The sequence below is a fragment of the Mycolicibacterium sediminis genome (genome assembly GCF_010731735.1).
Lineage (GTDB): Bacteria > Actinomycetota > Actinomycetes > Mycobacteriales > Mycobacteriaceae > Mycobacterium > Mycobacterium sediminis.
Genome location: NZ_AP022588.1, coordinates 96,539 through 119,067, shown reverse-complemented (window position 1 = coordinate 119,067; position 22,529 = coordinate 96,539). Strand labels below are relative to the sequence as shown.

The 22,529-nt window shown below is 68.5% G+C and carries 25 protein-coding genes and 1 tRNA gene; 9 read left to right on the top strand and 17 right to left on the bottom strand.

Going from position 1 to position 22,529, the window contains the following annotated elements:
* Window positions 1-3: 3 nt before the first annotated feature.
* The 4 genes from G6N64_RS00660 to G6N64_RS00645 are packed head-to-tail and all read right to left on the bottom strand — an operon-like array spanning window position 4 to window position 4,827.
* The gene (locus G6N64_RS00660) at window positions 4-1,233 is read right to left on the bottom strand and encodes an NAD(P)/FAD-dependent oxidoreductase (RefSeq protein ID WP_163795158.1); all 1,230 of its coding nucleotides are present in this window, start codon (window positions 1,231-1,233) and stop codon (window positions 4-6) included.
* Window positions 1,230-2,651, bottom strand: a complete 1,422-nt coding sequence (locus G6N64_RS00655) for an NAD(P)/FAD-dependent oxidoreductase (protein WP_174266731.1) — start codon at window positions 2,649-2,651, stop codon at window positions 1,230-1,232. Before G6N64_RS00655 ends, G6N64_RS00660 begins: the two co-directional genes overlap by 4 nt.
* Window positions 2,609-4,030 carry an FGGY family carbohydrate kinase gene (locus G6N64_RS00650; RefSeq protein ID WP_163795156.1) on the bottom strand — a complete coding sequence of 474 codons (1,422 nt, stop codon included), beginning with the start codon at window positions 4,028-4,030 and terminating at the stop codon, window positions 2,609-2,611. The genes G6N64_RS00655 and G6N64_RS00650 overlap by 43 nt, the downstream gene beginning before the upstream one ends.
* The gene (locus G6N64_RS00645; protein WP_163795155.1) at window positions 4,027-4,827 is read right to left on the bottom strand and encodes a DeoR/GlpR family DNA-binding transcription regulator; all 801 of its coding nucleotides are present in this window, start codon (window positions 4,825-4,827) and stop codon (window positions 4,027-4,029) included. Before G6N64_RS00645 ends, G6N64_RS00650 begins: the two co-directional genes overlap by 4 nt.
* Window positions 4,828-4,943: 116 nt before the next feature.
* Between G6N64_RS00645 and G6N64_RS00640 the strand changes: the two genes are divergently transcribed.
* Complete coding sequence (locus G6N64_RS00640; RefSeq protein ID WP_163795154.1) at window positions 4,944-5,420, top strand: LppP/LprE family lipoprotein; 477 nt, start codon at window positions 4,944-4,946, stop codon at window positions 5,418-5,420.
* A gap of 38 nt (window positions 5,421-5,458) precedes the next feature.
* Complete coding sequence (locus G6N64_RS29850; RefSeq protein ID WP_174266730.1) at window positions 5,459-5,617, top strand: hypothetical protein; 159 nt, start codon at window positions 5,459-5,461, stop codon at window positions 5,615-5,617.
* A gap of 19 nt (window positions 5,618-5,636) precedes the next feature.
* On the opposite strand, the gene G6N64_RS00635 is transcribed toward G6N64_RS29850, so the two are convergent.
* Together G6N64_RS00635 and G6N64_RS00630 are read right to left on the bottom strand one after the other, a co-directional pair.
* A tRNA-Thr gene (locus G6N64_RS00635) sits at window positions 5,637-5,711 on the bottom strand.
* Window positions 5,712-5,870: 159 nt separating this feature from the next.
* On the bottom strand, window positions 5,871-6,692 hold the full coding sequence (locus G6N64_RS00630; RefSeq protein WP_163795153.1) for a hypothetical protein: 822 nt from the start codon (window positions 6,690-6,692) through the stop codon (window positions 5,871-5,873).
* 139 nt (window positions 6,693-6,831) lie between these two features.
* On the opposite strand from G6N64_RS00630, the gene G6N64_RS00625 reads away from it, so the two are divergent.
* Both G6N64_RS00625 and G6N64_RS00620 read left to right on the top strand, forming a co-directional pair.
* On the top strand, window positions 6,832-7,554 hold the full coding sequence (locus G6N64_RS00625) for a response regulator transcription factor (RefSeq protein ID WP_163795152.1): 723 nt from the start codon (window positions 6,832-6,834) through the stop codon (window positions 7,552-7,554).
* 209 nt (window positions 7,555-7,763) lie between these two features.
* Window positions 7,764-9,197, top strand: a complete 1,434-nt coding sequence (locus G6N64_RS00620) for a sensor histidine kinase (protein WP_281361475.1) — start codon at window positions 7,764-7,766, stop codon at window positions 9,195-9,197.
* 11 nt (window positions 9,198-9,208) lie between these two features.
* Here G6N64_RS00620 and G6N64_RS00615 read toward each other — a convergent pair whose 3' ends face one another.
* From G6N64_RS00615 to G6N64_RS00570, 10 genes are all read right to left on the bottom strand, one after another.
* Complete coding sequence (locus G6N64_RS00615) at window positions 9,209-9,613, bottom strand: HIT family protein (RefSeq protein WP_163795151.1); 405 nt, start codon at window positions 9,611-9,613, stop codon at window positions 9,209-9,211.
* Window positions 9,614-9,727: 114 nt separating this feature from the next.
* Window positions 9,728-10,573 carry an SDR family NAD(P)-dependent oxidoreductase gene (locus G6N64_RS00610; protein ID WP_163801339.1) on the bottom strand — a complete coding sequence of 282 codons (846 nt, stop codon included), beginning with the start codon at window positions 10,571-10,573 and terminating at the stop codon, window positions 9,728-9,730.
* Window positions 10,570-11,019, bottom strand: a complete 450-nt coding sequence (locus tag G6N64_RS00605) for a nuclear transport factor 2 family protein (protein ID WP_163795150.1) — start codon at window positions 11,017-11,019, stop codon at window positions 10,570-10,572. Before G6N64_RS00605 ends, G6N64_RS00610 begins: the two co-directional genes overlap by 4 nt.
* A 4-nt stretch (window positions 11,020-11,023) precedes the next feature.
* Window positions 11,024-12,151, bottom strand: a complete 1,128-nt coding sequence (locus G6N64_RS00600) for an NDMA-dependent alcohol dehydrogenase (protein ID WP_163795149.1) — start codon at window positions 12,149-12,151, stop codon at window positions 11,024-11,026.
* Between the two features lie 91 nt (window positions 12,152-12,242).
* Window positions 12,243-12,782 (bottom strand): nuclear transport factor 2-like protein, encoded by a 540-nt coding sequence (locus G6N64_RS00595; protein ID WP_163795148.1) that lies wholly within the window; start codon window positions 12,780-12,782, stop codon window positions 12,243-12,245.
* A 2-nt stretch (window positions 12,783-12,784) separates the two neighbouring features.
* Entirely contained in the window at window positions 12,785-12,991 is a 207-nt protein-coding gene (locus G6N64_RS00590; protein WP_163795147.1) for a ferredoxin, read from the bottom strand.
* A 5-nt stretch (window positions 12,992-12,996) separates the two neighbouring features.
* Window positions 12,997-14,352 carry a lanosterol 14-alpha demethylase gene (locus G6N64_RS00585; RefSeq protein WP_163795146.1) on the bottom strand — a complete coding sequence of 452 codons (1,356 nt, stop codon included), beginning with the start codon at window positions 14,350-14,352 and terminating at the stop codon, window positions 12,997-12,999.
* On the bottom strand, window positions 14,349-15,173 hold the full coding sequence (locus tag G6N64_RS00580) for an SDR family oxidoreductase (protein WP_163795145.1): 825 nt from the start codon (window positions 15,171-15,173) through the stop codon (window positions 14,349-14,351). Before G6N64_RS00580 ends, G6N64_RS00585 begins: the two co-directional genes overlap by 4 nt.
* Window positions 15,174-15,186: 13 nt before the next feature.
* Window positions 15,187-16,392, bottom strand: a complete 1,206-nt coding sequence (locus tag G6N64_RS00575) for a cytochrome P450 (RefSeq protein WP_163801338.1) — start codon at window positions 16,390-16,392, stop codon at window positions 15,187-15,189.
* A 73-nt stretch (window positions 16,393-16,465) separates the two neighbouring features.
* Window positions 16,466-17,074: a TetR/AcrR family transcriptional regulator gene (locus tag G6N64_RS00570; RefSeq protein WP_163795144.1), complete on the bottom strand. Its 609-nt coding sequence runs from the start codon at window positions 17,072-17,074 to the stop codon at window positions 16,466-16,468.
* A 185-nt stretch (window positions 17,075-17,259) separates the two neighbouring features.
* Here G6N64_RS00570 and G6N64_RS00565 point away from each other — a divergent pair, with 185 nt between their 5' ends.
* From G6N64_RS00565 to G6N64_RS00545, 5 genes are all read left to right on the top strand, one after another.
* Complete coding sequence (locus tag G6N64_RS00565) at window positions 17,260-18,729, top strand: aldehyde dehydrogenase (protein WP_163795143.1); 1,470 nt, start codon at window positions 17,260-17,262, stop codon at window positions 18,727-18,729.
* Between the two features lie 82 nt (window positions 18,730-18,811).
* Window positions 18,812-19,567 (top strand): SDR family oxidoreductase, encoded by a 756-nt coding sequence (locus tag G6N64_RS00560; RefSeq protein ID WP_163795142.1) that lies wholly within the window; start codon window positions 18,812-18,814, stop codon window positions 19,565-19,567.
* The gene (locus G6N64_RS00555; protein ID WP_163795141.1) at window positions 19,564-20,412 is read left to right on the top strand and encodes an NAD(P)-dependent oxidoreductase; all 849 of its coding nucleotides are present in this window, start codon (window positions 19,564-19,566) and stop codon (window positions 20,410-20,412) included. Before G6N64_RS00560 ends, G6N64_RS00555 begins: the two co-directional genes overlap by 4 nt.
* 3 nt (window positions 20,413-20,415) lie before the next feature.
* Complete coding sequence (locus G6N64_RS00550; protein WP_163795140.1) at window positions 20,416-20,859, top strand: carboxymuconolactone decarboxylase family protein; 444 nt, start codon at window positions 20,416-20,418, stop codon at window positions 20,857-20,859.
* Window positions 20,849-22,075, top strand: a complete 1,227-nt coding sequence (locus G6N64_RS00545) for a hypothetical protein (protein ID WP_163795139.1) — start codon at window positions 20,849-20,851, stop codon at window positions 22,073-22,075. Before G6N64_RS00550 ends, G6N64_RS00545 begins: the two co-directional genes overlap by 11 nt.
* Here G6N64_RS00545 and G6N64_RS00540 read toward each other — a convergent pair.
* On the bottom strand, window positions 22,072-22,527 hold the full coding sequence (locus G6N64_RS00540) for a hypothetical protein (RefSeq protein ID WP_246230873.1): 456 nt from the start codon (window positions 22,525-22,527) through the stop codon (window positions 22,072-22,074). The genes G6N64_RS00545 and G6N64_RS00540 overlap by 4 nt on opposite strands.
* Window positions 22,528-22,529: the final 2 nt, after the last annotated feature.

Below are 22,529 nucleotides of genomic sequence, written 5' to 3'. Positions count from 1 at the left end.
CCGTCAGCCCAGCGACACCGTAACGGGGCCGCCCGTGGGATCGACGCCGTCGAGGATGCCGGCGGGAACGCGGAAGACGCGGCCGGGCGACGCCGCCCAGGGCAGCGTGCGGCGGCCCACCTCTCGGCCGTCCTGCCGGGCGACGACGCGCGGGATGCGGACGAGCGAATCGGTCCACAGCAGCAGGCGACGTCGCGCGGGAGCGTCGTCGCCGGGACGCAGGATGCCGGGAGTGATCCACCGCAACGGCGCCGCGGCGAGCAGGCGCACCCCGGCCACCGGCGTCGGGGCGCCTCCCAGGAACTCGCGCACGGCGGTGACGACGTGTCGCCCGTCGAGGGCCGCGACGTCCGCGGTGTCGACGGGATGCAGCAGGTTGCCGATCGCGAAGACTCCGGTCCTGTTGGTGCGCAGGGCCGTATCGGTGAGTGGCCCCGACGTGCCGGGGTCCATGTCGAGGCCGGCGCTGCGGGCCAGTTCGTTGTCGGGAATCCAGTCACCGGTGAGGATCAGCGTGTCGCAGTCGACGATGCGCCGGCGGCCGGTGTCGAGGTGCTCGATCTCGACGGCCCGCAGGGCGGGCCTGCCGATGATGCGCGCGACCCGGGTGCGGGTGGCGACGTCGACGCCCAGGAACGGGGACCTGCCGGCGAGGGTGAACGCGGCGTAGGACTCGGGGGAGGGGTACGTCGTCATCATCAGCGCCGTCTCGCAGCCGACGTGCTTGAGCGTGAGAACCGCCGAGTAGCTGACCAATTCGGCGCCGACGATCACCGCACGCCGTCCGACGCCACGGCGCTGGACGTGCACCAGGTTCTGCAGGTGTCCGGTCGTGTAGACGCCGGATCCACGGTCGCCCGGGATGAGACGTGCGGACAGTGGCCGCTCGCGCGCGCCGGTGGCGAGGATGACGGCGCGGGCGTCGATCCGCCGGCGCCCCGACGGTGAGGTGACGTCGAGCGCGGTGTCGCCCGCCCACCCCGTGACCATCGAGCGGGTGTGGACGTCGGCCCCGGCGGTGGTCGCCGCGTCGGCCAGCCTGCGGGCGTAGGCGGGCCCGCCGATGAACGTCTTCAGGTCGCGCATGCCGTAGCCGAGATGATCGCTGTGACGGGGGATCCCGCCCGCAGCCGCTTCTCGTTCGAGGACCACGACGCGGAGATCGGGAGCGAGCGCTGCCGCGGCGGTCAGTCCGGCCGGCCCGCCTCCGACGATGGCGACGTCGACATTCATCGGGCCGGCACCTCCCGGTCGAGGACTGCCTGCACCTCGGCGCCGCAGTAGAAGCCCTGGCACCGGCCGTTCATCACGCGGGTCCGGCGCCGCAGGCCCTCGAGTCCACCGGCGGGGATCGTCGACCGGCAGGCGTCGCGCAGCTCGCCCGCGGTCACGCGCTCGCAGAAGCACACGATCGCCCCGTACTCGGGGTCCGCGGCGATGCGCGCGTCGTCCTGGTACGGCCGGATGAACGCCTCGCCGAGGTTCGGCATGCGCGGCGGCTCGGGCAGATTCGCGCGTGGCGCCATGTCGAGGCCGGCCTCGGCGAGCGTGCCGAGGACGTGCTCGGCGATCGCCATGCCCGCCGTCAGCCCCGTGGACCGGATACCCCCGACGAGCAGATAGCGTCGCGCCTCGTCGGCATCGATCAGGTAGTCGCTGTGGTCGATGGCCGCCCGCAGCCCGGCGTAGGTGGCGGTGACCTCCTCGTCGAGCAGGCGCGGCATCAGCGCCCGCCCCTTCTCCAGGAGGAACGCCAAGCCCTTCTCGGTGGTGGCGGTCGCGGCGCGGTCCTCGATGTCCTCCGACGTCGGGCCGAGCATGACGTTGCCGTAGATGGTGGGGCTGACGAGGACGCCCTTGCCCCGCGACGTCGGCACCGGCAGCACGATCGTGTCGACGAGGCGTCGGGCGAGCTTGTCGTAGACGATCAGTTCGCCGCGGCGCGGCGTGACGGTGAAGCGCGAGTGACCGAACAGGGCGTCGACGTGATCGGCGCCCAGGCCCGCGGCATTGACGACCCATCTCGCGGTCACCGGGCCGGACTCGGTGTGCAGCGCGGTGGTGGACTCGTGCTCCTCGATACCCGTGACGCGGTGGCGGGTCAGCAGCGTCGCACCGCGGTTGACCGCATCGGTGGCGAGCGCGAGGTTGACCGTCCAGGTGCAGATGATCGACTCGTCGGGGACGGTGAGTCCGCCGAGCGCGCCGTGCCCGAGATTGGGGACGGCGTCGTATACCGCTGCGGCACCGACGATCTCGCAGTGGTGGTAGCCGTTGGCCTCGGCCTTGTCGCGCAGCGTCGGCAGTGCGGCGAGCTGCTCGTCGTCCCAGGCGACCAGGATGGCGCCGGTGTGCTCGATGGGGATGCCGGTCGGGCCTGCGTACTCGGTGAGCAGGTGGTGGCCGCGTCTGACCAGTTCGGACTCCAGCGTGCCGGGCGTGGCGTCGAATCCGGTGTGCAGGATGGCGGTGTTGGCCTTGCTGGTGCCGTCACCGACGTCGTCGCGAGCTTCGAGCAGGGCGACGGTGAGGTTCTGGCCGGACAGTTCGCGTGCGATGGCCGATCCGACGATGCCCGCGCCGATGACGGCGACGTCGTAGCGAGGGCTCACGGTGTCCTCCCGTAGGTGGTGGCGGCGAGTGCGCGCCATGACGATCGGAAGTCGTTGGCACGAGTGCAATCCCAATGCGGCTCGAAGGTCGACGACGGCGCCCAGTGCGGGACGACCTCGCTCAGGGGTCTGCCGGGGTGCAGGCTGAGGTCGGCCAGCGCCGCCGCGCCGAGTGCGGTGGCATGCGGGGAGGGGTAGACGTCGACGGGGACCTGCAGCACGTCGGCGACGGACTGCATCAGCACGGCCGAGCGGGTGAGGCCGCCGTCGGCCCGCAGGCGGGTCAGCGGAGCCCCGACGGAGTCGATCGCGCCGGCCAGTTCGGCGATCTGCGCGGCGATGCCCTGCAGTACCGCCAGCACCAGGTGGCCACGCTCGGTGGACAGCGTCATGCCCGAGAAGGACGCGGTGGCACCGGCCTGCCACCACGGGGCCGCGAGGCCCGCGAGCGCGGGTACGCACAGCACGCCGCCGTTGTCCCGGGCTGCGACGGAGTCCAGTTCCTCTGCGCCGGAGACGATGCCAAGGGATGCGAGCCAGCGGATCGCGGATGCCGCCGTGTACACCTGACCGTCGACGCAGTAGGTGTTCTCGCCACCGACCCGCCACGCCACCGACGTCGTGAGGCCGGAGTCGGAGAGTTGCGGCGTGGTGCCGACGTTCCCGAGCAGGAAGGCGCCGGTGCCGAACGTGCACTTGGCGGTCCCCGCCTCGAGGCACGACTCCGCGAGCAGCGCGGCCTGCTGATCGACGACGATGCCGCCCACGGGGGTCTCGGTCCCGAACGCGGACGTCGTCCCGATGATTGCGTCGTTCGCGACGACGTCCGGGAGGAGTTCACCGTCGAGGCCGAAGATCGCGAGAAGATCGCGGCTCCAGACGGTCTCGCCGAGGCCGAAGAGCAGCGAGCGGCTCGCCGTCGTGACGTCGGTGACGAACTCGCCCGTCAGCTGGTGCAGCAGCCACGTGTCCGACGTGGTGACGACGCCGTCGCGTTCGACGTTGCGGCGCAGCCACGCCATCTTCGGCGCCGAGAAGTACGGGTCGAGCACCAGTCCGGTCCGCGACGCGAGTTCGGCGGCGTGTCCGGAGAGTTCGGCGCAGATCGACTCGGCACGCCGGTCCTGCCACACGATCGCCTGGGTGAGGGGCCGGCCGGTGGCCGGGTCCCAGGCGAGGACGGTCTCGCCCTGGTTGGCCAGTGAAACCGCGTCGATCGGTCGGCCCGCCTGGGCGACCGCGGCGCGACCAGCGTCGAGGACGGAGTCGAGGAGTTCGTTCGGGTCCTGCTCGACCCCGCCACCCTCGAGGTATCGGGGGTGCACCGGGACCTCGGCGACGCCGCACACCCCCTGCTCGGGGTCGACGACGATGGCCTTGGTACCGGAGGTGCCCTGGTCGATGGCGAGAACCGTCATGTCGCGGATTCGGCGATGAGCGACGGCGACGCGGCGTCGATGACGACACCGCCGGCCTCGCGGACGGCCGCGGCGACGGCCGGGGACGTGCAGTCGTCGGTGATCAGACCGCTGACCGAGCCGAGGCCGCACACGCGGTGCGGGCCGACCCGGCCGAGTTTGGAGGAGTCGGCCAGGACGTAGCTGGCGGCGCTGTTCGCGATGATCGTCCGCCGCACGTCGACCTCGTCGAGGTGGTAGTCGGTGAGGCCCGCGGCGGCATCGACGCCGCCGGACCCGATGAAGGCCACGTCGGGGTACACGTCCGAGAAGAGCGCTCGCGCATGGGCTCCGCTGCACGCGAGGTCGCCTCCGCGGATACGGCCACCGGAGACCAACACGTCCACGCCCGCTCTGCCCGCGAGTTCGACCGCCACCAGGAGTGACGGCGTGATCACCGTGCCGCGGAACGTCGCGGGGATGGCGCGGGCCACGTCGACCGCCGTGGTGCCGACGTCGATGGCCACGGTCTGTCCGGGTTCGAGGAGCGCGACGGCGACGCGCGCCATGGCGACCTTCGCCTGCTGGTGGATCACGGTCCGTTCGACGAAGGGCGGCTCTTCGACGCTGTCGCGTCGCAGGACGCGGGCTGCGCCGCCGTGCACCCGGCGCAGTGCCCCGCGCTCCTCGAGCAGGGCGAGGTCGCGACGCACCGTTTCGGCGGACACCCCGAGCCGGGTCGCCAGTTCGTCGGTGCTCACCGTGTGGGCACGCTCGACCAGCTCGACGATGACGTCGTGGCGTGCGATGGGGAGCATCCGGCACCCTTCCGAGCAGTCGTGACCGACGATGACCGTAATTGTGGGAGTGTGACCGGACGGCGTCAACCCGGGGGCGCGAGTAACGGATCGGTTCGGTCGACGACTATCAGGGCATGGGGATCAAAACCGCATGCGTCGTACTCGGTCTGGCCTGCGGGCTCGTGTCCCCGGCGCATGCGTCGGCGGCGCCGGCGTGCGGTGTCGACCTCGCCGCGCCCGAGATCGCCCGGGCCGTCGGCACGCTGCCCCCGTATCCGGGGACGGATTGGGCGTGGAGTGCCGAGTACGCGTCGGGGAACTTCGACCGCTGCGCGACCCTGTCCACGGCGCTGGTCTCGGTGGCGGGTGCGACGGGCAGTTCGCCGATCGCTGCGCTGATGTTCCACGACGGCGACTACCTCGGGACCGCCACGTCGAGGTCATTCGGTTTCACGTCGCTGAACACCGCCCGCACCACCGACGACACGGTGGTGCTGAACTACAAGACGCCCGGCGCGTGCAACGCGTGCCCGCCCGCCGCCGTCACGAGCGTGCGGTATCGGTGGCAGGGCGACCACGTCGAGATGCTCGACCCGGCGCCACCGTCGTAGAGCGTTTAGCGATCTGGCAAACCGGTGATCCGTGCCGCATGGAACAGCAGAGCACGCCGCCTCCCACGCCCAAGGACGCCACCGAGGCGACCGAGGAGCAGCGCGAACTGCAGGACGAGCTGGACCACCAGAAGGGTGTGGATCCCGACGGTCCGGGCCTGCAGCAGAGCCGCCGGCAGCTCGCCGACGAGACGTAGTCCACGTCGGCCCCGCGTGTGGAGCCTCCTGTCAGGATTGAACTGACGACCTTCCGCTTACAAGGCGGGTGCTCTACCACTGAGCTAAGGAGGCATGCGGCGTCAAGCGTATCGGTTCACGGGTGTGACGACCGATCGGGGGAACCGGCCGGCGATCGAGCCATCCGCCCGTCGGCCGACGCCGCACGACGCGTCACCGCGGAATCCGCGGAATCCGCGGGCTCGCGCCGGAGGCCTTCGGGTGCAGCCCGTTTCAGTCGTCGTGCTCGATCACGCGCTGCGAGGTCACGGGTCGCGGTGCGGAGCGGCGCCCGGATCGGCGGCCCGGCAGCGGGATGCGATCGGCGATGTTGCTCAGCGGGTTGACGACCTGGCTGAGCGTGATGACGGCTTCGTGTAGTGCATCGATGGTGGGGGCGAGCGCCTCGAGTCCGGGCGCCAGCCTGTTCAACGTGTCCGCGACGGTGGCCAGTTTGAGCAGCGGTCCGTCCTCGGCGGTGATGGTGTCCAGGAGGCCGCCCTCGGCGAGGAGCTTGTCGGCCACCCCGTCCTCGCGCAGCACCCGTTCGATCAACCCGTCGTTCGCGAGCAGCTGGTCGGCCAGCCCGCCCGGTGCGATGACCCGGGACAGGGCCCCGTCATCGGTCGTCATCCGGTCGAGCAGTCCGCCCTCCGCCGTGACCTGGTCGACGAGTCCACCCGGCGCGAGCGCGCGAGACACCGCGCCGGTGTCGGCGGTCAGCCTGTCGAGCAGGCCGCCCTCCGCGGTCAGCTGATCGACGATGCCGCCCGGACGCAGCAGCCGGTTGAGCGGGCCGTCGGGGGCGAGTGCCCGGCCCAGCGGCGCGTCGTCGTCCATCAGACGGGCCAGTCGGTTCGCCCGGTCGACGGCCTCGTCGAGTCCCAGCATCTTCGCCATGGACGTCGTTCCGCCGATGGGGGCCGACGCCTCGGACAGCCCGTGCTGGACTGACTTGATGGTGGCGCCGGCGATGCCGAGCCCTGTGTCGGCAACGGCGAGTCCGAGGCGTGCGGGTGCAGTGGCCAGGTCGAACACGGTTCTGCCGAAGCTCATGGGTCCGAGTCTATGGCCGGGGTCACAGAGTCGTCACCGCGCCCACGTGGCGGAATGCCAGGGTTGACTGAGAGGATTCACAGGAAGCTCACAGTGCCTGCGCAGTTCCCTTTTCAGCGAGACAGAGGACATTGAACCCATGGCAATGCCAGCACTCACTCCCGAGTCCATTCCCGAAGCCAGGGTTCTCGTCGTCGACGATGAAACCAACATCGTCGAGTTGCTCTCGGTGAGCCTGAAGTTCCAGGGCTTCGAGGTGCACACGGCGTGCAGTGGTCCCGCCGCCCTCGACAAGGCGCGTGAGATCAAGCCAGACGCCGTCATCCTCGACGTGATGATGCCCGGCATGGACGGCTTCGGCGTGCTACGTCGACTGCGGGCCGACGGGATCGACGCGCCCGCGCTGTTCCTCACCGCGCGAGACACGTTGCAGGACAAGATCACCGGGCTCACGCTGGGCGGTGACGACTACGTCACCAAGCCGTTCAGCCTCGAGGAGGTGGTCGCCCGGCTGCGGGTCATCCTGCGCCGCTCGGGACGTGGCGTCGAGGAGCCCCGCACTGCGCGACTGTCCTTCGCCGACATCGAACTCGACGAGGACACCCACGAGGTGTGGAAGGCCGGCGAGCCCGTCTCGCTGTCGCCCACGGAATTCACCCTGCTGCGGTACTTCATCATCAACGCCGGCACGGTGCTGTCGAAGCCGAAGATCCTCGACCACGTGTGGCGCTACGACTTCGGCGGCGACGTCAACGTCGTCGAGTCCTACGTCTCGTACCTGAGGCGCAAGATCGACACCGGCGACAAGCGACTGCTGCACACGCTGCGCGGGGTCGGCTACGTCCTCCGCGAGCCGCGGTGATGAGCGCCTGCGCGAAGAACGTTGAGACGCTGATGAGCGCCTGCGCGAAGAACGTTGAGACGCTGATGAGCGCTTGCGCGAAGAACGTTGAGACGCTGATGAGCGCTTGCTCGAAGAACGTTGAGACGCTGATGAGCGCTTGCTCGAAGAACGTCCCGGCGTAGTGCGAACTCGTCCCGCGCTCCTCGGCCGGCGCCCACACTAGGACCGTGACGATTCAGCACGGGCGGGGCGTTCCCCTTCGCGTGGGGTTGGTGGCCGCGACCCTGGTCCTGGTGACTCTGGGGCTGCTCGCGTCCGGGGTGGCGGTGACGTCGATCATGCGGCACAGCCTGGTCAACCGCGTCGACCAGACGCTGCTGGACGCGTCACGTGGGTGGGCGCAGGCGCCTCGGCGGATGCCGTCCAATCCGATGGAAGGGCCCAACCCGGGCCGTCCGCCGACGGACTTCTACGTGCGCGGCATCGATCCCGACGGCCGGGTCTGGATGGCCGTCAACGATCGCGACGCCGAACCCGCCCTGCCCGACGACAACGACGTCGGCCCCGTGCCGGTGACCGTCGGATCGATCAACGACTCCGGCGTGGAGTGGCGGGCGATGACGGTCCGCGGGCCGCAGGGCGAGCGGACCACGGTGGCGATCGACCTGTCCGAGGTGCAGTCGACGATGCGTGCGCTCGCGTGGTCGCAGGTCGGCATCGGCGCCGCGGTTCTCCTGGTCCTCGGCATCGCCGGTTACGCGGTGGTGCACCGCAGTCTGCGTCCGCTGGCGGAGGTCGAGCAGACCGCTGCGGCGATCGCGGCGGGTGAGTTGGACCGCCGCGTGCCGCAGCGCGACCCGCGCACCGAGGTCGGTCGACTCTCGTTGGCGCTCAACGGGATGCTCGCCCAGATTCAGCGCGCCGTGGCGTCCTCGGAGGCGTCGGCGGAGCGGGCCCGCACTTCGGAGGATCGCATGCGACGGTTCATCACCGACGCCAGCCACGAACTGCGGACGCCCCTGACCACCATTCGCGGTTTCGCGGAGCTGTACCGCCAAGGTGCTGCGCGGGACATGGAGATGTTGATGAACCGCATCGAGAGCGAGGCCCAGCGGATGGGCCTGCTCGTCGAGGATCTACTGCTGCTGGCGCGACTCGACGCGCAGCGGCCGCTCGAACACAACCGCGTCGACCTGCTGGCACTGGCCAGCGATGCCGTGCACGACGCGCAGTCGGTGGCGCCCAAGCGGTCCATCACGATGGAGGTGTTCGACGGCCCCGGCACCCCCGAGGTGCTCGGCGACGAGGCACGACTCCGGCAGGTGCTCGGCAACCTGGTGGCCAACGCGCTGCAGCACACCCCGGAGAGCGCGCAGATCGCGGTTCGGGTCGGCACCGACGGCGACAGCGCGGTACTCGAGGTGTGCGACGAGGGTCCGGGCATGAGCCGCGAGGATGCCCAACGCGTCTTCGAGCGGTTCTACCGCACCGATTCGTCGCGGACGCGCACCAGCGGAGGCACCGGTCTCGGACTGTCGATCGTCGACTCGCTGGTGTACGCGCACGGCGGGACCGTCAGCGTCACCACGGCGCCGGGGCAGGGCTGCCGTTTCCGGGTCTGTCTGCCGCGCATCGCCGAGGTGCCGGCGCCCGTCGGGTGACCGGGGCGCCCTCAGGCCTGGTCGGCCAGCGCAGCCTTGATCTTGGCCTGCGCGTCGTCGAGCGATTCCGGCGACGGGTTCCGGTCGACATTGGCGAAGCCGAAGTCCGCGAGGTCGCGCGCGGGGAAGACGTGGACGTGCAGGTGCGGTACCTCCAGCCCGGCGATGATCAGACCGGATCGCTCGGTGCCGAATGCCGTGGACACTGCCTTGCCGATGCGTTGCGCCACCGCCATCACGCGGGCGAACGCCTCGGGTTCGACGTCCTGCCAGTTGTCGATCTCCGCCCGCGGAACCACCAGCGTGTGGCCCGGGGTCATCGGCTCGATCGTCAGGAAGCCGACGACCTCGTCGTCCTCGTAGACGAAGCGACCCGGGATCTCCCGGTTGATGATCTTGGTGAAGACGGACGCCATGGCGTCGAGCATGCCAGACGGTCGCGTGAGCCAACAGTTGCCGCCGACACTACGGTTGATGACAAAATTCGGCCGGAATCCGTCATCAACCGTAGTCTCGGCAAGCCTCGGGCTTCACGCGGCGCCGACGAACCCGGCCAGCTCGTCGACCGTCCAGGGTGGCTCGTCGACGTGTCCGCGGTAGGCCAGGAAGGTGGGTGTCGGCCGGTCGAACCGTCCGACGAAATTACCTGCGGCGATGAAGATCTGACCCGTCACGTCGCGGGCACGGTCGCTGACCAGGTAGGCGTAGGTCGGCGCGACATACTCCGGCGGGGCGGCGTCGAGGGCGCCCTGTCTGCTGACGTCGTCGAGCAGACCGCGGCGGTGCAGCGCCTCGATGTGCTGCTCGTAGTCGTCGCCGGTGGACAGTCGCGTCCTCGCACCAGGACAGACCACGTTGGCCCGAACGCCGTGCTCGCGCAGTTCGGCGGCGACGGCGAGCGTCAACCCGTTCACCCCGCCCTTGCCTGCGGGATAGCCGGTACCGCCGTAGTCCCCGAGGAAGGCGAACGAACTGGTGTTGACGATCGCCCCACCGCCCTGGGCGACCATCCGCGGCGCGGCGGCGCGGCACGTCTCGAACGCCGTCAGCAAATGGGCGTCGAGAAGGTCACGGAACTGTGCGGACGTCACGTTCAGGATCGACGAGCCCGGAGGTTCCGCGGTGCCCGCGCAGTTCACCAGCGCGTCGATGCTGCCGAACTCCGCGACGCAGGTGTCGACGAGGGCGTCGGCGACGGTGGGGTCGGCGGGGGAGCCGGGGAAACCGACTGCGCCGCCGCCGATCCTGGTGACCGCGTCGGCCACGGCGTCACCGTCACGGCCGTTGACCACCACACCGTAGCCGAGCGTGCCGAGGAGTTCGGCGACGGCGAGTCCCACACCGCGGGACCCGCCGACGACGACTGCGCCGGTCAGCCGGCGTCCTGCTCGCCGAACGTCATCGCGTCCATGTTCCAGTAGCCACGCAGGTTGGTGATCAGCCCCGCGTCGTTCACTCGGTAGGTGAACACGCCTCGGACGGTCGCGGTGAATCCGTTCGGAAACACGGTGTGCAGCACCAGGATGTAGGCGATCTCGGTCGGAGAACTCGACGGGAACGTCTCCTGGCACGTCACGGTGAGCGTGTTCGGGCCGATGTTGGCGTCGTAGAACGCCGCCAACGCCTCCTTGCCGCGCACCCCCGTGCCGTCGGGGTTGGTGACGGCCTCGCCGATCGGATCCTCGACGACGACGTCGTCGGCCATCAGGGCCAGCCAGCCGTCGCGGTCACCCGATTGCACGCAGCGCCACGATGCGCGCGACGCCGCGACGACGGGAGTCTCGACCGTGGTCTCGGTCTCGGTCTCGGTGGAGCCGGTCACGCGACTACCGGTCGGCGTCGGTGTAGCGGATGACGCCGCGGATGTTGCGGCCCTCGAGCATGTCGGTGTAGCCCTCGTTGATCTGCTCGAGCGAGTACTCGCGCGTGACCATGTCGTCGAGGTTGAGCCGGCCCGCCTTGTACATCGACAGCAGCTGCGGGATGTCGAAGTGCGGGTTGCCGCCGCCGAAGATGGTGCCCTGCAACCGCTTCTGCATCAGCGTCAGCATCGCGAGATTCAGCGTGACGTTGGTGTCCATCATGCTGCCGATGGCGGTCAGCACGGTGGTGCCGCCCTTGGAGGTCAGGTTGACGTAGTTGTCCACGTCCTTTCCGTCGAGTTCGCCGACGGTCACGATGACCTGCTTCGCCATCAGTCCCTGGGTAACTTCGGCAACGCCCGCGAAGGCGGCCTCCATGTCGGGGTAGGCATGCGTGGCACCGAACTTCAGCGCGGCGTCGCGCTTCCACTCGACGGGCTCGATGACGAAGAGATTCCGCGCACCGGCGTTGACCGCACCCTGCAGCGCCGACATGCCGACGCCGCCGACGCCGATGATCGCGACGTCGTCGCCGGGGCGGATGTCACCGGCCTTGACCGCCGAGCCGTAACCCGTCGTCACGCCGCAGCCCACCAGGCAGGCCACCTCGAACGGGATCGACGGATCGATCTTCACCACGGAACTCTTGTGCACCACCATGTACGGGCTGAAGGTGCCCAGCAGGGTCATCGGGAAGACGGGCTGGCCCTTCGCGGTGATGCGGTGGGTGCCGTCGGAGACGGCGACGCCGCCGAGCAGTCCCGCGCCCAGGTCGCAGAGGTTGCGCATACCGGCCTGACAGGACGGGCAGCGGCCACACGACGGAATGAAGGCGAGGACGACGTGGTCACCGGGTGCCAGGTCCTCGACGCCGGGTCCGACCTCGGTCACGATGCCTGCGCCTTCGTGGCCGCCGAGCACGGGGAAGCCCATCATCGGGATGCCACCGGTCACCAGGTGGTGATCGGAGTGGCACATGCCCGAGGCTTCCATCTGGATCTTGACCTCGTCCTTGACGGGGTCGCCGATCTCGATCTCCTCGATCGACCACGGCTTGTTGAACTCCCAGATGAGAGCACCCTTTGTCTTCATTGGTACGCGCCTTCCGATAGAGCCATCAGGGCCAGACTAGAGCCTCTAGTTAAGTACGTCACAGCCACCCCAAGCAACTGCTTGGTGGAGATCACCAGATGGGAACGGGGCTGGTGCCGATCTTGTAGTAGCCCGGCAGTTTCTCGCCTGCCACGCTGCGTTCGATGCGCCTTTGCATCCCCTGGCTCAGTTCGCCGGACTCGATGAGTTTCATGAACATCTTCGACACGTGGCCGAAGTCGAAGAAGTCGCGCTGCCACTCGATCAACAAGTCGTCGTTCAAGCGGAACCAACTCCCACCGATGCCGTAGATCTCGTCCTGGGTGCCGTCGCCCAACTTCGCGATCTGCTTCCAGAATCCGACGATCTCGTTCTGCTTCTCGTCGACGAGCACCTTCTGGTACTCGTAGACCCAGTTGTCCAGGCCCTCCATCTCGAAGCCCAGCGCGACGTCCCGGATCTCGTCCTTGCCGACGCACATCACGTCTTCCTTCGGCCCGATGTTCCAGCCGTAGGTCGCGTCGTCGGTGTAGAACTCGGCGAGGTTCTTCCAGTCGCCGGCCGCTTCGGAGTCCTTGTTGGCCTGCAGCCAGCGCTGCACCCAGTCGTCCAGCTGTTCACGTGACGCCATTGTCAGTCCTTTTCTACGAGGGATAGGGCTTGGGTGGGGCACATCTCGATCGCCCGCTCGACGTCCTCGCGGATGTCGTCGGGTGGCTCGGGGTCGAGGATCTCGACGACGCCGCGCTTGGGCACGGCGAAGACGTCAGGGGCCTCCAGTTCGCACATCGCGTGGCCCTGGCACAGATCCTCGTCGAGGACGACGCGGTAGCAGCCCATGGAACTCAGGCCCGTACGCGCTTGCGGTAACGCACCTTGGCGGGCTGGGCCAGCTGCACGACCATCTTGGAGTGGTCGTTCTGGTAGCTATCGGCGGGCTGTGACATCTCGAACTCGTACTCGCGCAACAGCACCGAGAAGATCGCCTTGATCTGCATCTGCGCGAACGCCGCGCCGACGCAGCGGTGCTTGCCCGCGCCGAACGGAATCCACGTCCAGCGGTTGGCCAGATCCTCCTGGCGTGGCTTCTGGTAGCGGTCCGGATCGAAGGCGTCCGGATTCGGGAAGTCCTCGGCGATGCGATTCGAGATCGCCGGAGACGCGGCCACGAACTGTCCCTTGTGAATCGGGTGGCCCGCCACCTCGAACTCGTCCTGCGCGACGCGCATCAGGATGATGAGCGGCGGGTGCAGGCGCAGGGTTTCCTTCAGCGAGTTGTCGAGCTTCGGGATCTGGCGCAGCGCGTGGAAGCTCACTTCCTGGCCGTCGGAGTAGAGTTCGTCCAGCTCCTGCTGGACCTGGGCGTAGACCCCGGGGTTGCGCAGCAGCTCGATCAGCGTCCACGACGAGGTGCCCGAGCTGGTGTGGTGACCCGCGAACATCAGCGAGATGAACATGCCGGTGACCTCGTTGGCGGTGAAGCGGTGGTTGCCCTCGTCGTCCTTGATCGAGACCAGCACGTCGAGCAGGTCGCGATCTTCCTTCCCCTTGGGCGGATTCGCGATCCGCCCGTCCATGATCTCCTGCACCAGGTTGACGAGCTTCACGCGTGACTCGTCGCGGATGCGGAAGCTCTCGATGTCAAGGTAGGGGTCGACGTAGCAGAGTGGGTCGGTCCCGCGCTCGAGTTGGTGGTAGTAGTGCGCGAAGCGACCGTCGAGCTGCTCGCGGAACTTGAGGCCGATGAGGCAGGCCGTCGAGGTGTAGATGGTCAGTTCGGAGAAGAAGTCGAGGAGTTCGATCTCGCCCTCGTCGCCCCAGTCGGCGATGATCTTCTTGACCTCGTTCTCGATGGTCGCCGCGTGGCCCTTCATCTGCTCGCCGCGAAGTGCGGTGTTGTGCAGCATCTCTGCTCGGCGCTCGGGGTCGGCGTCGAACACCACGCCCTCGCCGAAGATCGGCGTCATGAACGGGTAGGCCTCGGCCTGGTTCAGTTCGGCGTCGCTGGACCGGAAGAAGAACTCGTTCGCCTCCGCCCCGGACAGCATGACGACCTGCTTGTCGACCAGCTGGAACCAGCCGACGTCACCGCACTCCTGCCGGATGCGGTTCATCAGGCCGATGGGGTCGGTACGGAACTCCTCGAGGTGGCCGTACTCCTCCTCGCCGCCGGAGACGCGCGGAACGATAGTGGCTGTCATGTGAGCTTCTCCTCGTCGAGCTTCAGCTGCCGGCGCTCCTGGGGAGCGGTGGTCAACGGCGCCTCGGGTTGCAGTTCCATGTTTGCGATGAACCCGCCGCGCGGCGTCTCGGCGACGAACGTGATCGCACGTGCGAGGTCGGCTGCGCGCAGGAAGTAGTCGTGCCGCGCCTGTCCCCACTTGGCCCAGTCCTCCAGGGCCGGCCCGATCAGGTCGGCGGGCAGACTCCAGCCCATCGATGTCTTCGTCGGGCCCGGATGCACGATCGACGCGCGGACACCGGTGCCCTCGAGCTCCATCTGCAGGTTGTTGACCATCGCGACGAGTGCCGCCTTCGCTGCGCCGTAGGCACCCATGTGCGGCCGTTGCCGAAGTGCCACTTCGGATCCGACGAAGATGAGGTCGCCGCGCTGCCGCTCGAGCATGCCGGGCAGCACCGCGGTGGCCAGCCGATTGGCGCCGACGAGGTGGATCTGCAACTGGGAGTCGAACTCGTCGGTGCTGATGTCGGCCAGCTTGCCGAAGTAGGTGTCACCGGCGCCGGCGACCATCACCTCGATCTCGCCGAGGGCCTCCTCGGCGTTGGCGACGAACGACTTCACCGAGTTTGGATCGGTGACGTCGAGGTGGAAGCCGACGGCCTCACCGCCGCCGGCGTTGATCTTGCCGACGATGTCCTCGAGCTTCTCGACGCGGCGCGCGCCCAGCGCGACCGGAAAGCCGCGCGCGGCGAGTTCGATCGCGGTGGCCTCGCCGATGCCGGCGGATGCGCCGGCGACGATGGCCGGTCTGCGATCGGGGAGGGGGGCGAAACGTGGCATTGCCGGGGTCCCTTCAGCGGGGGTGGATCGTCATGGGGAGGTGGGCGAAACCGCGGACGTTGCTCGAGTGCACGCGGACCGAGTTGGCCTCGTCCACCTCGTAGCCGCGGATCCGCTTGAAGAGTTCGGCCAGGGCGACGCGCGCCTCCATGCGGGCCAGATGGGCCCCGAGGCAGAAGTGCGCCCCGCTGCCGAAACTCAGTAGTTTCGAACCGATCTCACGACCGATGACGAAGTCGTCGGGCCGATCGAACACGCGCTCGTCACGGTGTGCGGAGCCCGGCAGCAGCAGGACGACGTCGCCGTCGGGAATCGTGGTGTCGTGCAGCGTGAGGTCGCCGGCGACCGTGCGCGCGAGGATCTGGCTCGACGTGTCGTAGCGCAGCGTCTCCTCCACCCACAGGGGGATGCGCTCGAGGTTGTCGTAGAGCGGAGCGAGCTGGTCGGGGTTCTGGTAGCCCCAGAAAGCCGCGTTCGCAAGCAGTTTGGTGGTCGTCTCGTTGCCCGCGATGACCATCAGGAACATGAAGCCGAGCACCTCGTCGTCGGTGAGGCGGTCACCGTCGATCTCGGCCTCGAGCAGCGCGGTGGTGAGGTCGTCGGACGGCGTCTTCCGGCGCTCCGCGACCATCTCCTGGTAGTAGACGATCAAGTTGAGCGACGCCTCGATGGCGGCGGGAGGCACGTCGGTGACGCCCTCGTCGCGGTGCATCACGCCGTCGGCCCAGGCGCGGACCTGATCGCGGTCGGGCACCGGTACGCCCATCAGTTCGGAGATGACGTCCATCGGCAGCTTGCCCGCGAACTCCTCGACGTAGTCGACCGTGCCGTCGGCCGCCCTCTCCATCAGCACGTCGAGGTGCTGGGTGGCGATCTGCGTGACGCGGGGCTCCAATTCGCGGATGCGTCGCGGGGTGAAGCCCTTGGACACCAGCGTGCGCAGCCGCAGATGCGAAGGATCGTCCATGGCGAGGAACGACATGGTCTTGGCCGCGTGCGGGCCGCGCGACGCCGGGTCGAGGGACACCCCGAACTTGTTCGACAGCGTCGTGCTGTTGCGGAATCCCTGGTGGACGTCGGAATGCCGTGACAGTGCCCAGAATCCGAGTTCGTCGTTGCGATACAGCGGCGCCTCGTCGCGCAGCCGCCGGTAGTACGGGTACGGGTCTTCGTGGAAGTCGTAGTCGTAGGGGTCCAGCAGGACCCCGGGCGGGTTCATCGGGGCGGGAGTCGTCGCAGGCATGCCGGTGGTCATGGGTGTTCTCCCGAACTCTCGTCTCCGACGGTGTAGCTCACTGGTCGTCCCCGACGATGAGGGCGACCACATAGCTGAGGCGGTCGGCGATCTGGTGGTAGGTGAAGGCGCCGCTGCCTGCGTTGACCAGCGCACCGAAGAACGTCATCTCGAGCGCCGAGATCACGCGCGGGTCGCCCGTCGGGCCGACGGCGGATCGGATCCGCCGGTGGATCTCCGCGCCGATGCGGTCCCGCACCTTGCGGACGGTCGGGTCGGTGCCGGTGAGCAGGGCCGTGGTGCAGGCCGCGGCGACCTCGGGCTCGTCGGCGACGGTCAGCGCCATCGCGCGCAGCGCCTGCTCGACCCGCGACGGCATCGGCTCGTTGACGTCGGTGAACAGGGGTACCTGCTTCATCAGGTCGAGGTAGACCTCAGCGATCAGGTGGTTCTTAGACGAGAAGTAGGTGTACGCGGTGGCGGGCGCGACCTTGGCCCTCGCCGCGACGGCCCGCACCGTGAGGTCCGCATAGGACGACTCCCGCAGCATCTCGATGCCCGCGGTGAGGACCTTGCGGAAGGTCTCCTCCTGCCGGCGGTTGCGCGGCGTCTCGCCGGGTTCGGTGGTCGCCGCACCCGTCATCGCCACTACTGCATCGCTGGACACATGTCCAAGTTATCGGACGCAGTTCCCGAAAGGCAAGCCTCGGCGGCGATCCTGCACGTGGACAGCGGTTTAGCGTGTGATCGCTGGTCGATGCTAGGGCGCGACCCTTGCCTCTCCGACACGGCAGAGGTTATGGTTCGACCGGGAACAGCCGGACAGCTGTCCAGAATCGGAGGCGAAGTCTGATGGCGTTACTGGGCGATCGCGAGAGTCGGCTGCTCATCGACGGGAAGCTGGTGGCCGCCGGCGGCGGCACGTTCGCCACCATCAATCCCGCCACCGAGGAGACGCTGGGCGTCGCGGCCGACGCCACGCCCGACGACATGGACGCCGCGATCGGCGCCGCCCGCCGCGCGTTCGACGACACGGAGTGGTCGACCGACGTCGCGCTGCGGGTGCGGTCGATCCGCCAACTGCAGCAGGCGATGCGCGACCACACCGAGGAACTTCGCGCGCTGACCATCGCCGAGGTGGGCGCGCCACGGATGCTGACGTCGGCCGCCCAGCTCGAGGGCCCGGTCGAGGACCTGAGCTTCTGCGCCGACACCGCCGAGTCCTACCAGTGGACCACCGATCTGGGCGTCGCCTCGCCGATGGGGATGAAGACCCACCGCACGATCGCCCGCGAGGCCATTGGCGTCGTCGGCGCCATCACGCCGTGGAACTTTCCGCATCAGATCAACCTGGCGAAGCTTGGGCCGGCGTTGGCGGCGGGCAATACCATCGTTCTCAAGCCGGCACCCGACACACCGTGGGCGGCAGCAGTTCTCGGCGAGCTGATCGCCGAGCACACCGACATCCCCCCGGGCGTCGTCAACATCGTCACCTCGAGTGACCATGGCGTCGGCGCGCTGCTGTCGACGGATCCCCGTGTCGACATGGTGTCGTTCACCGGGTCGACCAACACCGGGCGCGCCGTGATGTCCGACGGGTCGGCGACGCTGAAGAAGGTGTTCCTCGAACTCGGCGGCAAGTCCGCCTTCCTGGTGCTCGACGACGCCGATCTCGGTGGCGCCTGCGCGATGGCGGCGTTCACCGCGTCGATGCACGCCGGTCAGGGCTGTGCCATCACCACCAGGCTGGTCGTCCCGCGGGCACGCTACGACGAGGCCGTCGAGGCGGCGGCGGGCACCATGGCCGGACTCAAGCCCGGCGACCCGAACGATCCCGGCACGATCTGCGGCCCGGTGATCTCGGCGCGTCAGCGAGACCGCATCCAGGGCTACCTGGACTCGGCGATCGCCGAGGGCGGCCGGTTCGCCTGCGGCGGCGGCAGTCCCGCCGACCGTGACACCGGCTTCTTCATCGAGCCGACGGTGATCGCCGGACTCGACAACGACGCGAAGGTCGCCCGCGAGGAGATCTTCGGGCCGGTGCTGACGGTCATCGCGCACGACGGCGACGACGACGCGGTCCGGATCGCCAACGACTCGCCGTTCGGACTGTCCGGCACGGTGTTCTCCGGTGACGACGACCGTGCACAGGCGGTCGCGAGGCGCCTGCGCGTCGGCACGGTCAACGTCAACGGTGGCGTCTGGTACTCCGCGGACATGCCCTTCGGCGGATACAAGCAGTCCGGCATCGGCCGGGAGATGGGCCTCGCCGGTTTCGAGGAGTACCTCGAGATCAAGGCGATCGCCACACTCGCGCGGTAGTTCGTCGGCGCCGAGTGTGCACATACGTCACGCCAATCGCCGAGAAGCGTGTCTCGACAAGACACTCGGCGGAAAGGAAAACATGTACGGAGAGCAGTTCAAGGACAAGGTCGCGATCGTCACCGGTGCCGGCGGCGGCATCGGGCAGGCGTACGCGGAGGCGCTGGCACGCGAGGGGGCCGCGGTCGTCGTCGCCGACATCAACGTCGAGGGCGCGCAGAAGGTCGCCGACGGCATCACGGGCGAGGGCGGCCGCGCGTTGGCGGTGCGGGTCGACGTGTCGGATCCCGACTCGGCCAAGGACATGGCCGCCCAGACGCTCGCGGAGTTCGAGGGCATCGACTACCTCGTCAACAACGCGGCGATCTTCGGCGGCATGAAGCTCGACTTCCTGATCACGGTGGACTGGGACTACTACAAGAAGTTCATGAGCGTGAACATGGACGGCGCGCTGGTCTGCACCCGGGCGGTGTACCGCAAGATGGCCAAGCGTGGCGGCGGGGCGATCGTCAACCAGTCATCCACCGCGGCATGGCTGTACTCGAACTTCTACGGTCTGGCCAAGGTCGGCATCAACGGGTTGACCCAGCAGCTGGCCACCGAACTCGGTGGGCAGAACATCCGGGTCAATGCCATCGCGCCCGGTCCGATCGACACCGAGGCCAACCGCACCACCACGCCGCAGGAGATGGTCGCCGACATCGTCAAGGGAATCCCGTTGTCGCGCATGGGTGAGGTGGACGACCTGACCGGTATGTGCCTGTTCCTGCTGTCGGATCAGGCGAAGTGGGTGACCGGACAGATCTTCAACGTCGACGGCGGACAGATCATTAGATGACCGAGTTGAAGCTGGGGTACGTCGGACTGGGCAACCAGGGCGCGCCGATGGCCAAGCGCCTCGTCGACTGGCCCGGCGGCCTGACGGTGTTCGACGTCCGCCCGGAGTCCATGACCCCGCTGGTGGAACTCGGTGCCACGGCGGCCCACGACCTCGCCGACGTGGCCGCCGCCGGGGTCATCAGCGTCACCGTGCTGACCGACGCGCAGGTGCGCGACGTCGTCACCGAACTCGCCGCCCATGCCGGGCCCGGTACCGTCATCGCCATTCACTCCACGATCGAGCCGGACACCGCCGCTGAACTCGCTGAAACGCTGCGGCCACGGGGGATTCACGTCGTGGACGCACCCGTCAGCGGTGGTGCGGGTGCGGCCGAGAAGGGTGAGTTGGCCGTCATGGTCGGCGCCGACGGCGAGGCGTACGAACGCGTGAAGCCCGTCTTCAAGCGGTGGGCGTCGATGGTGGTCCGCGCGGGTGAGCCCGGTGCGGGCACGCGGATGAAGTTGGCGCGCAACATGTTGACGTTCATCGGCTTCGCCGCCGCGTGTGAGGCGCAGAAGTTGGCGGAGGCGGCAGGCATCGACCTGCAGAAGCTGGGCCGGGTGGTGCGGCACAGCGACGCGCAGAGCGGCGGTCCAGGCGCGATCATGGTGCGGGACGACACGTCGCCGCTCGAACACGACAACTTCGTGTACGACATGTTCGTCCACACCCGTGGGCTGGCCGAGAAGGATCTGAAGCTGGCCCTGGGCTTGGGCGAGGCCACCGGTGTGGATCTGCCGCTGGCACGAATTGCGTTGCGAGACCTGGCAGACGGCCTCGGTGTGCCGCACGAGAGGAGCTAGACGATGGACGAACTTCGCCGCAAGGGCCTCGAGAAGATGAACGAGGTCTATTCGTGGGAGATGCCGAACATCGAGGGGGACGCGTACTTCGACCTCACCGTCGATCACCTCTTCGGCACGATCTGGACCCGGCCCGGTCTGTCGATGCGGGACAAGCGGCTGATGACGCTGGCCGTCGTGACGGCGCTCGGTGAGCAGGGTCTCGCGGAGATCCAGGTGAACGCCGCCCTGGCCAACGGCGAGCTGACCGAGGAGGAGCTGAAGGAGATGGCCATCTTCCTGACGCAGTACGTCGGCTTCCCGCGGGGCGCCGGCTTGAACGGCGTCGTGGGCAAGGTCGCCGGCAAGCGGAAGAAGGCGGCGGAGAAGGGTTCCGACGAGGACAAGCGCGCCAACGTGAACTCGGCGGTCAAGATGAGTACGGGGAAGTCACTCGATGATGAGTAGGTATGCCGCGCTGTCGCGCGAAGAACTCGCCACCCTGGTGCCCGAGCTGCTGCTGATCGGCCAGCTCATCGACCGATCGGGGATGGCGCACTGCATCAGTGCGTGGGGCCGCGACGAGATGCTGCAGATCGCCATCGAGGAGTGGGCGGCGTCCAGTCCGCTCTACACGAGGCGGATGCAGAAGGCGCTGAAATACGAAGGCGTCGACATCTTCACGCTGTTCAAGGGTCTGCAGCTCGACATCGGTGCGCCGCCGCAATTCATGGACTTCCGCTACACCGTCCACGACCGGTGGCACGGCGAGTTCCACCTCGACCACTGCGGCGCACTGCTCGACGTAGAGCCGATGGGCGAGGACTACGTCCACGGGATGTGCCACGACATCGAGGACCCGACGTTCGACGCCACGGCGCTGGCCACCAATCGCAAGGCCCAGGTGCGTCCCATTCACCGGCCGCCGCGCGTGCCGTCCGGCCGGACGCCGCACTGCGCGTGGACGGTCATCATCGACGAGTCCTACCCGGAGGTGCCGTTCATCCCGGCGATGGACGTGGTCGCCGCCAGTAATGCGCACGCCTGTGAACTCGACCCCATCGACCCGGACGACGAAGGCGCGGCCGACTATTCGGGCGAGCTGCTGGCCGACGTGGACTTCGGCGCGTTCTCGCATTCGGCGCTGGTCCGCATCGCCGACGAGGTGTGCCTGCAGATGCACCTGCTGGTGCTGTCGTTCACCCTCGCGGTGCGGGCACGCGCCAAGGGCGACGTGGCGCTCGAGGAGTCGATCCGTTACAAGCAGCTGATCGGCATCGCGGGCGTGGCGGCCGAACGCATCCACCGGGCGCTCGGTCTCTCGAGCGACGTCGCCGGTGCGCTGCGCGTCCTCGAACTGCACCCGCTGCTGAACCCGGCGGCCTACGTGTATGCCGACGTCGACTCGGAGTCTCTGCGAGTGCGGCGGTCGCCGGCCTTCGAGGACGGGTCGTGGATATCGCTCTGCTCGCCGGTCGCCGACCTGCCGCTGCAGGCCATCGTTGCCGCCGTCGACCCGCACCTGCGCGCCGAAGTGACCGGTACGCAGTCGGATTGGACGGTGCGCATCATCGAGACCGACACCCCGGCCAAGGAACTGGGCGAGGTCGCGGTGACCAAGTTCAGCGGCGGCGCGAGCTGGGTGTTCGAGGAACGGAAGTCCCTGCCGCTGACCGTGGTCTAGGAGGCGGGCACGGCCAGCTGGACGGCGCCCCGGGGTGACGTCTCGACCACCACGTCGGCGGGGAAGCTCACGCGATCGTCCGCTCCGCGCAGATAGTCGCCGCTGACACCGACGGCCTTGACCGGCTTGCCGCCGTCCTCGAAGACCAGCAGGCTTGCCTTCGATCCGTAGAACTTGCTCTTGATGACCGGTTCGCCCACGGTCTTCTCGATGAAGTCACCGGGAGTGCCCTCGTGGAAGAGGTGCACCTCGTCCCACGTCCACGACGTCATGTCCCGCAGTGGACGCGAGCCGCCGGACGCGACCAGCGCCGAGAGACCGTCGTTCAGTTGCTTGTCGTTGTAGTCGACGTCCATCGATTTCTGCATGAATCCGCAACCCGTCAGGAGGAGGAGTAGGCACAGCGCCGACACGATCGCGACGACACGTGGCCTACCGGCAGGTGAACTCACGA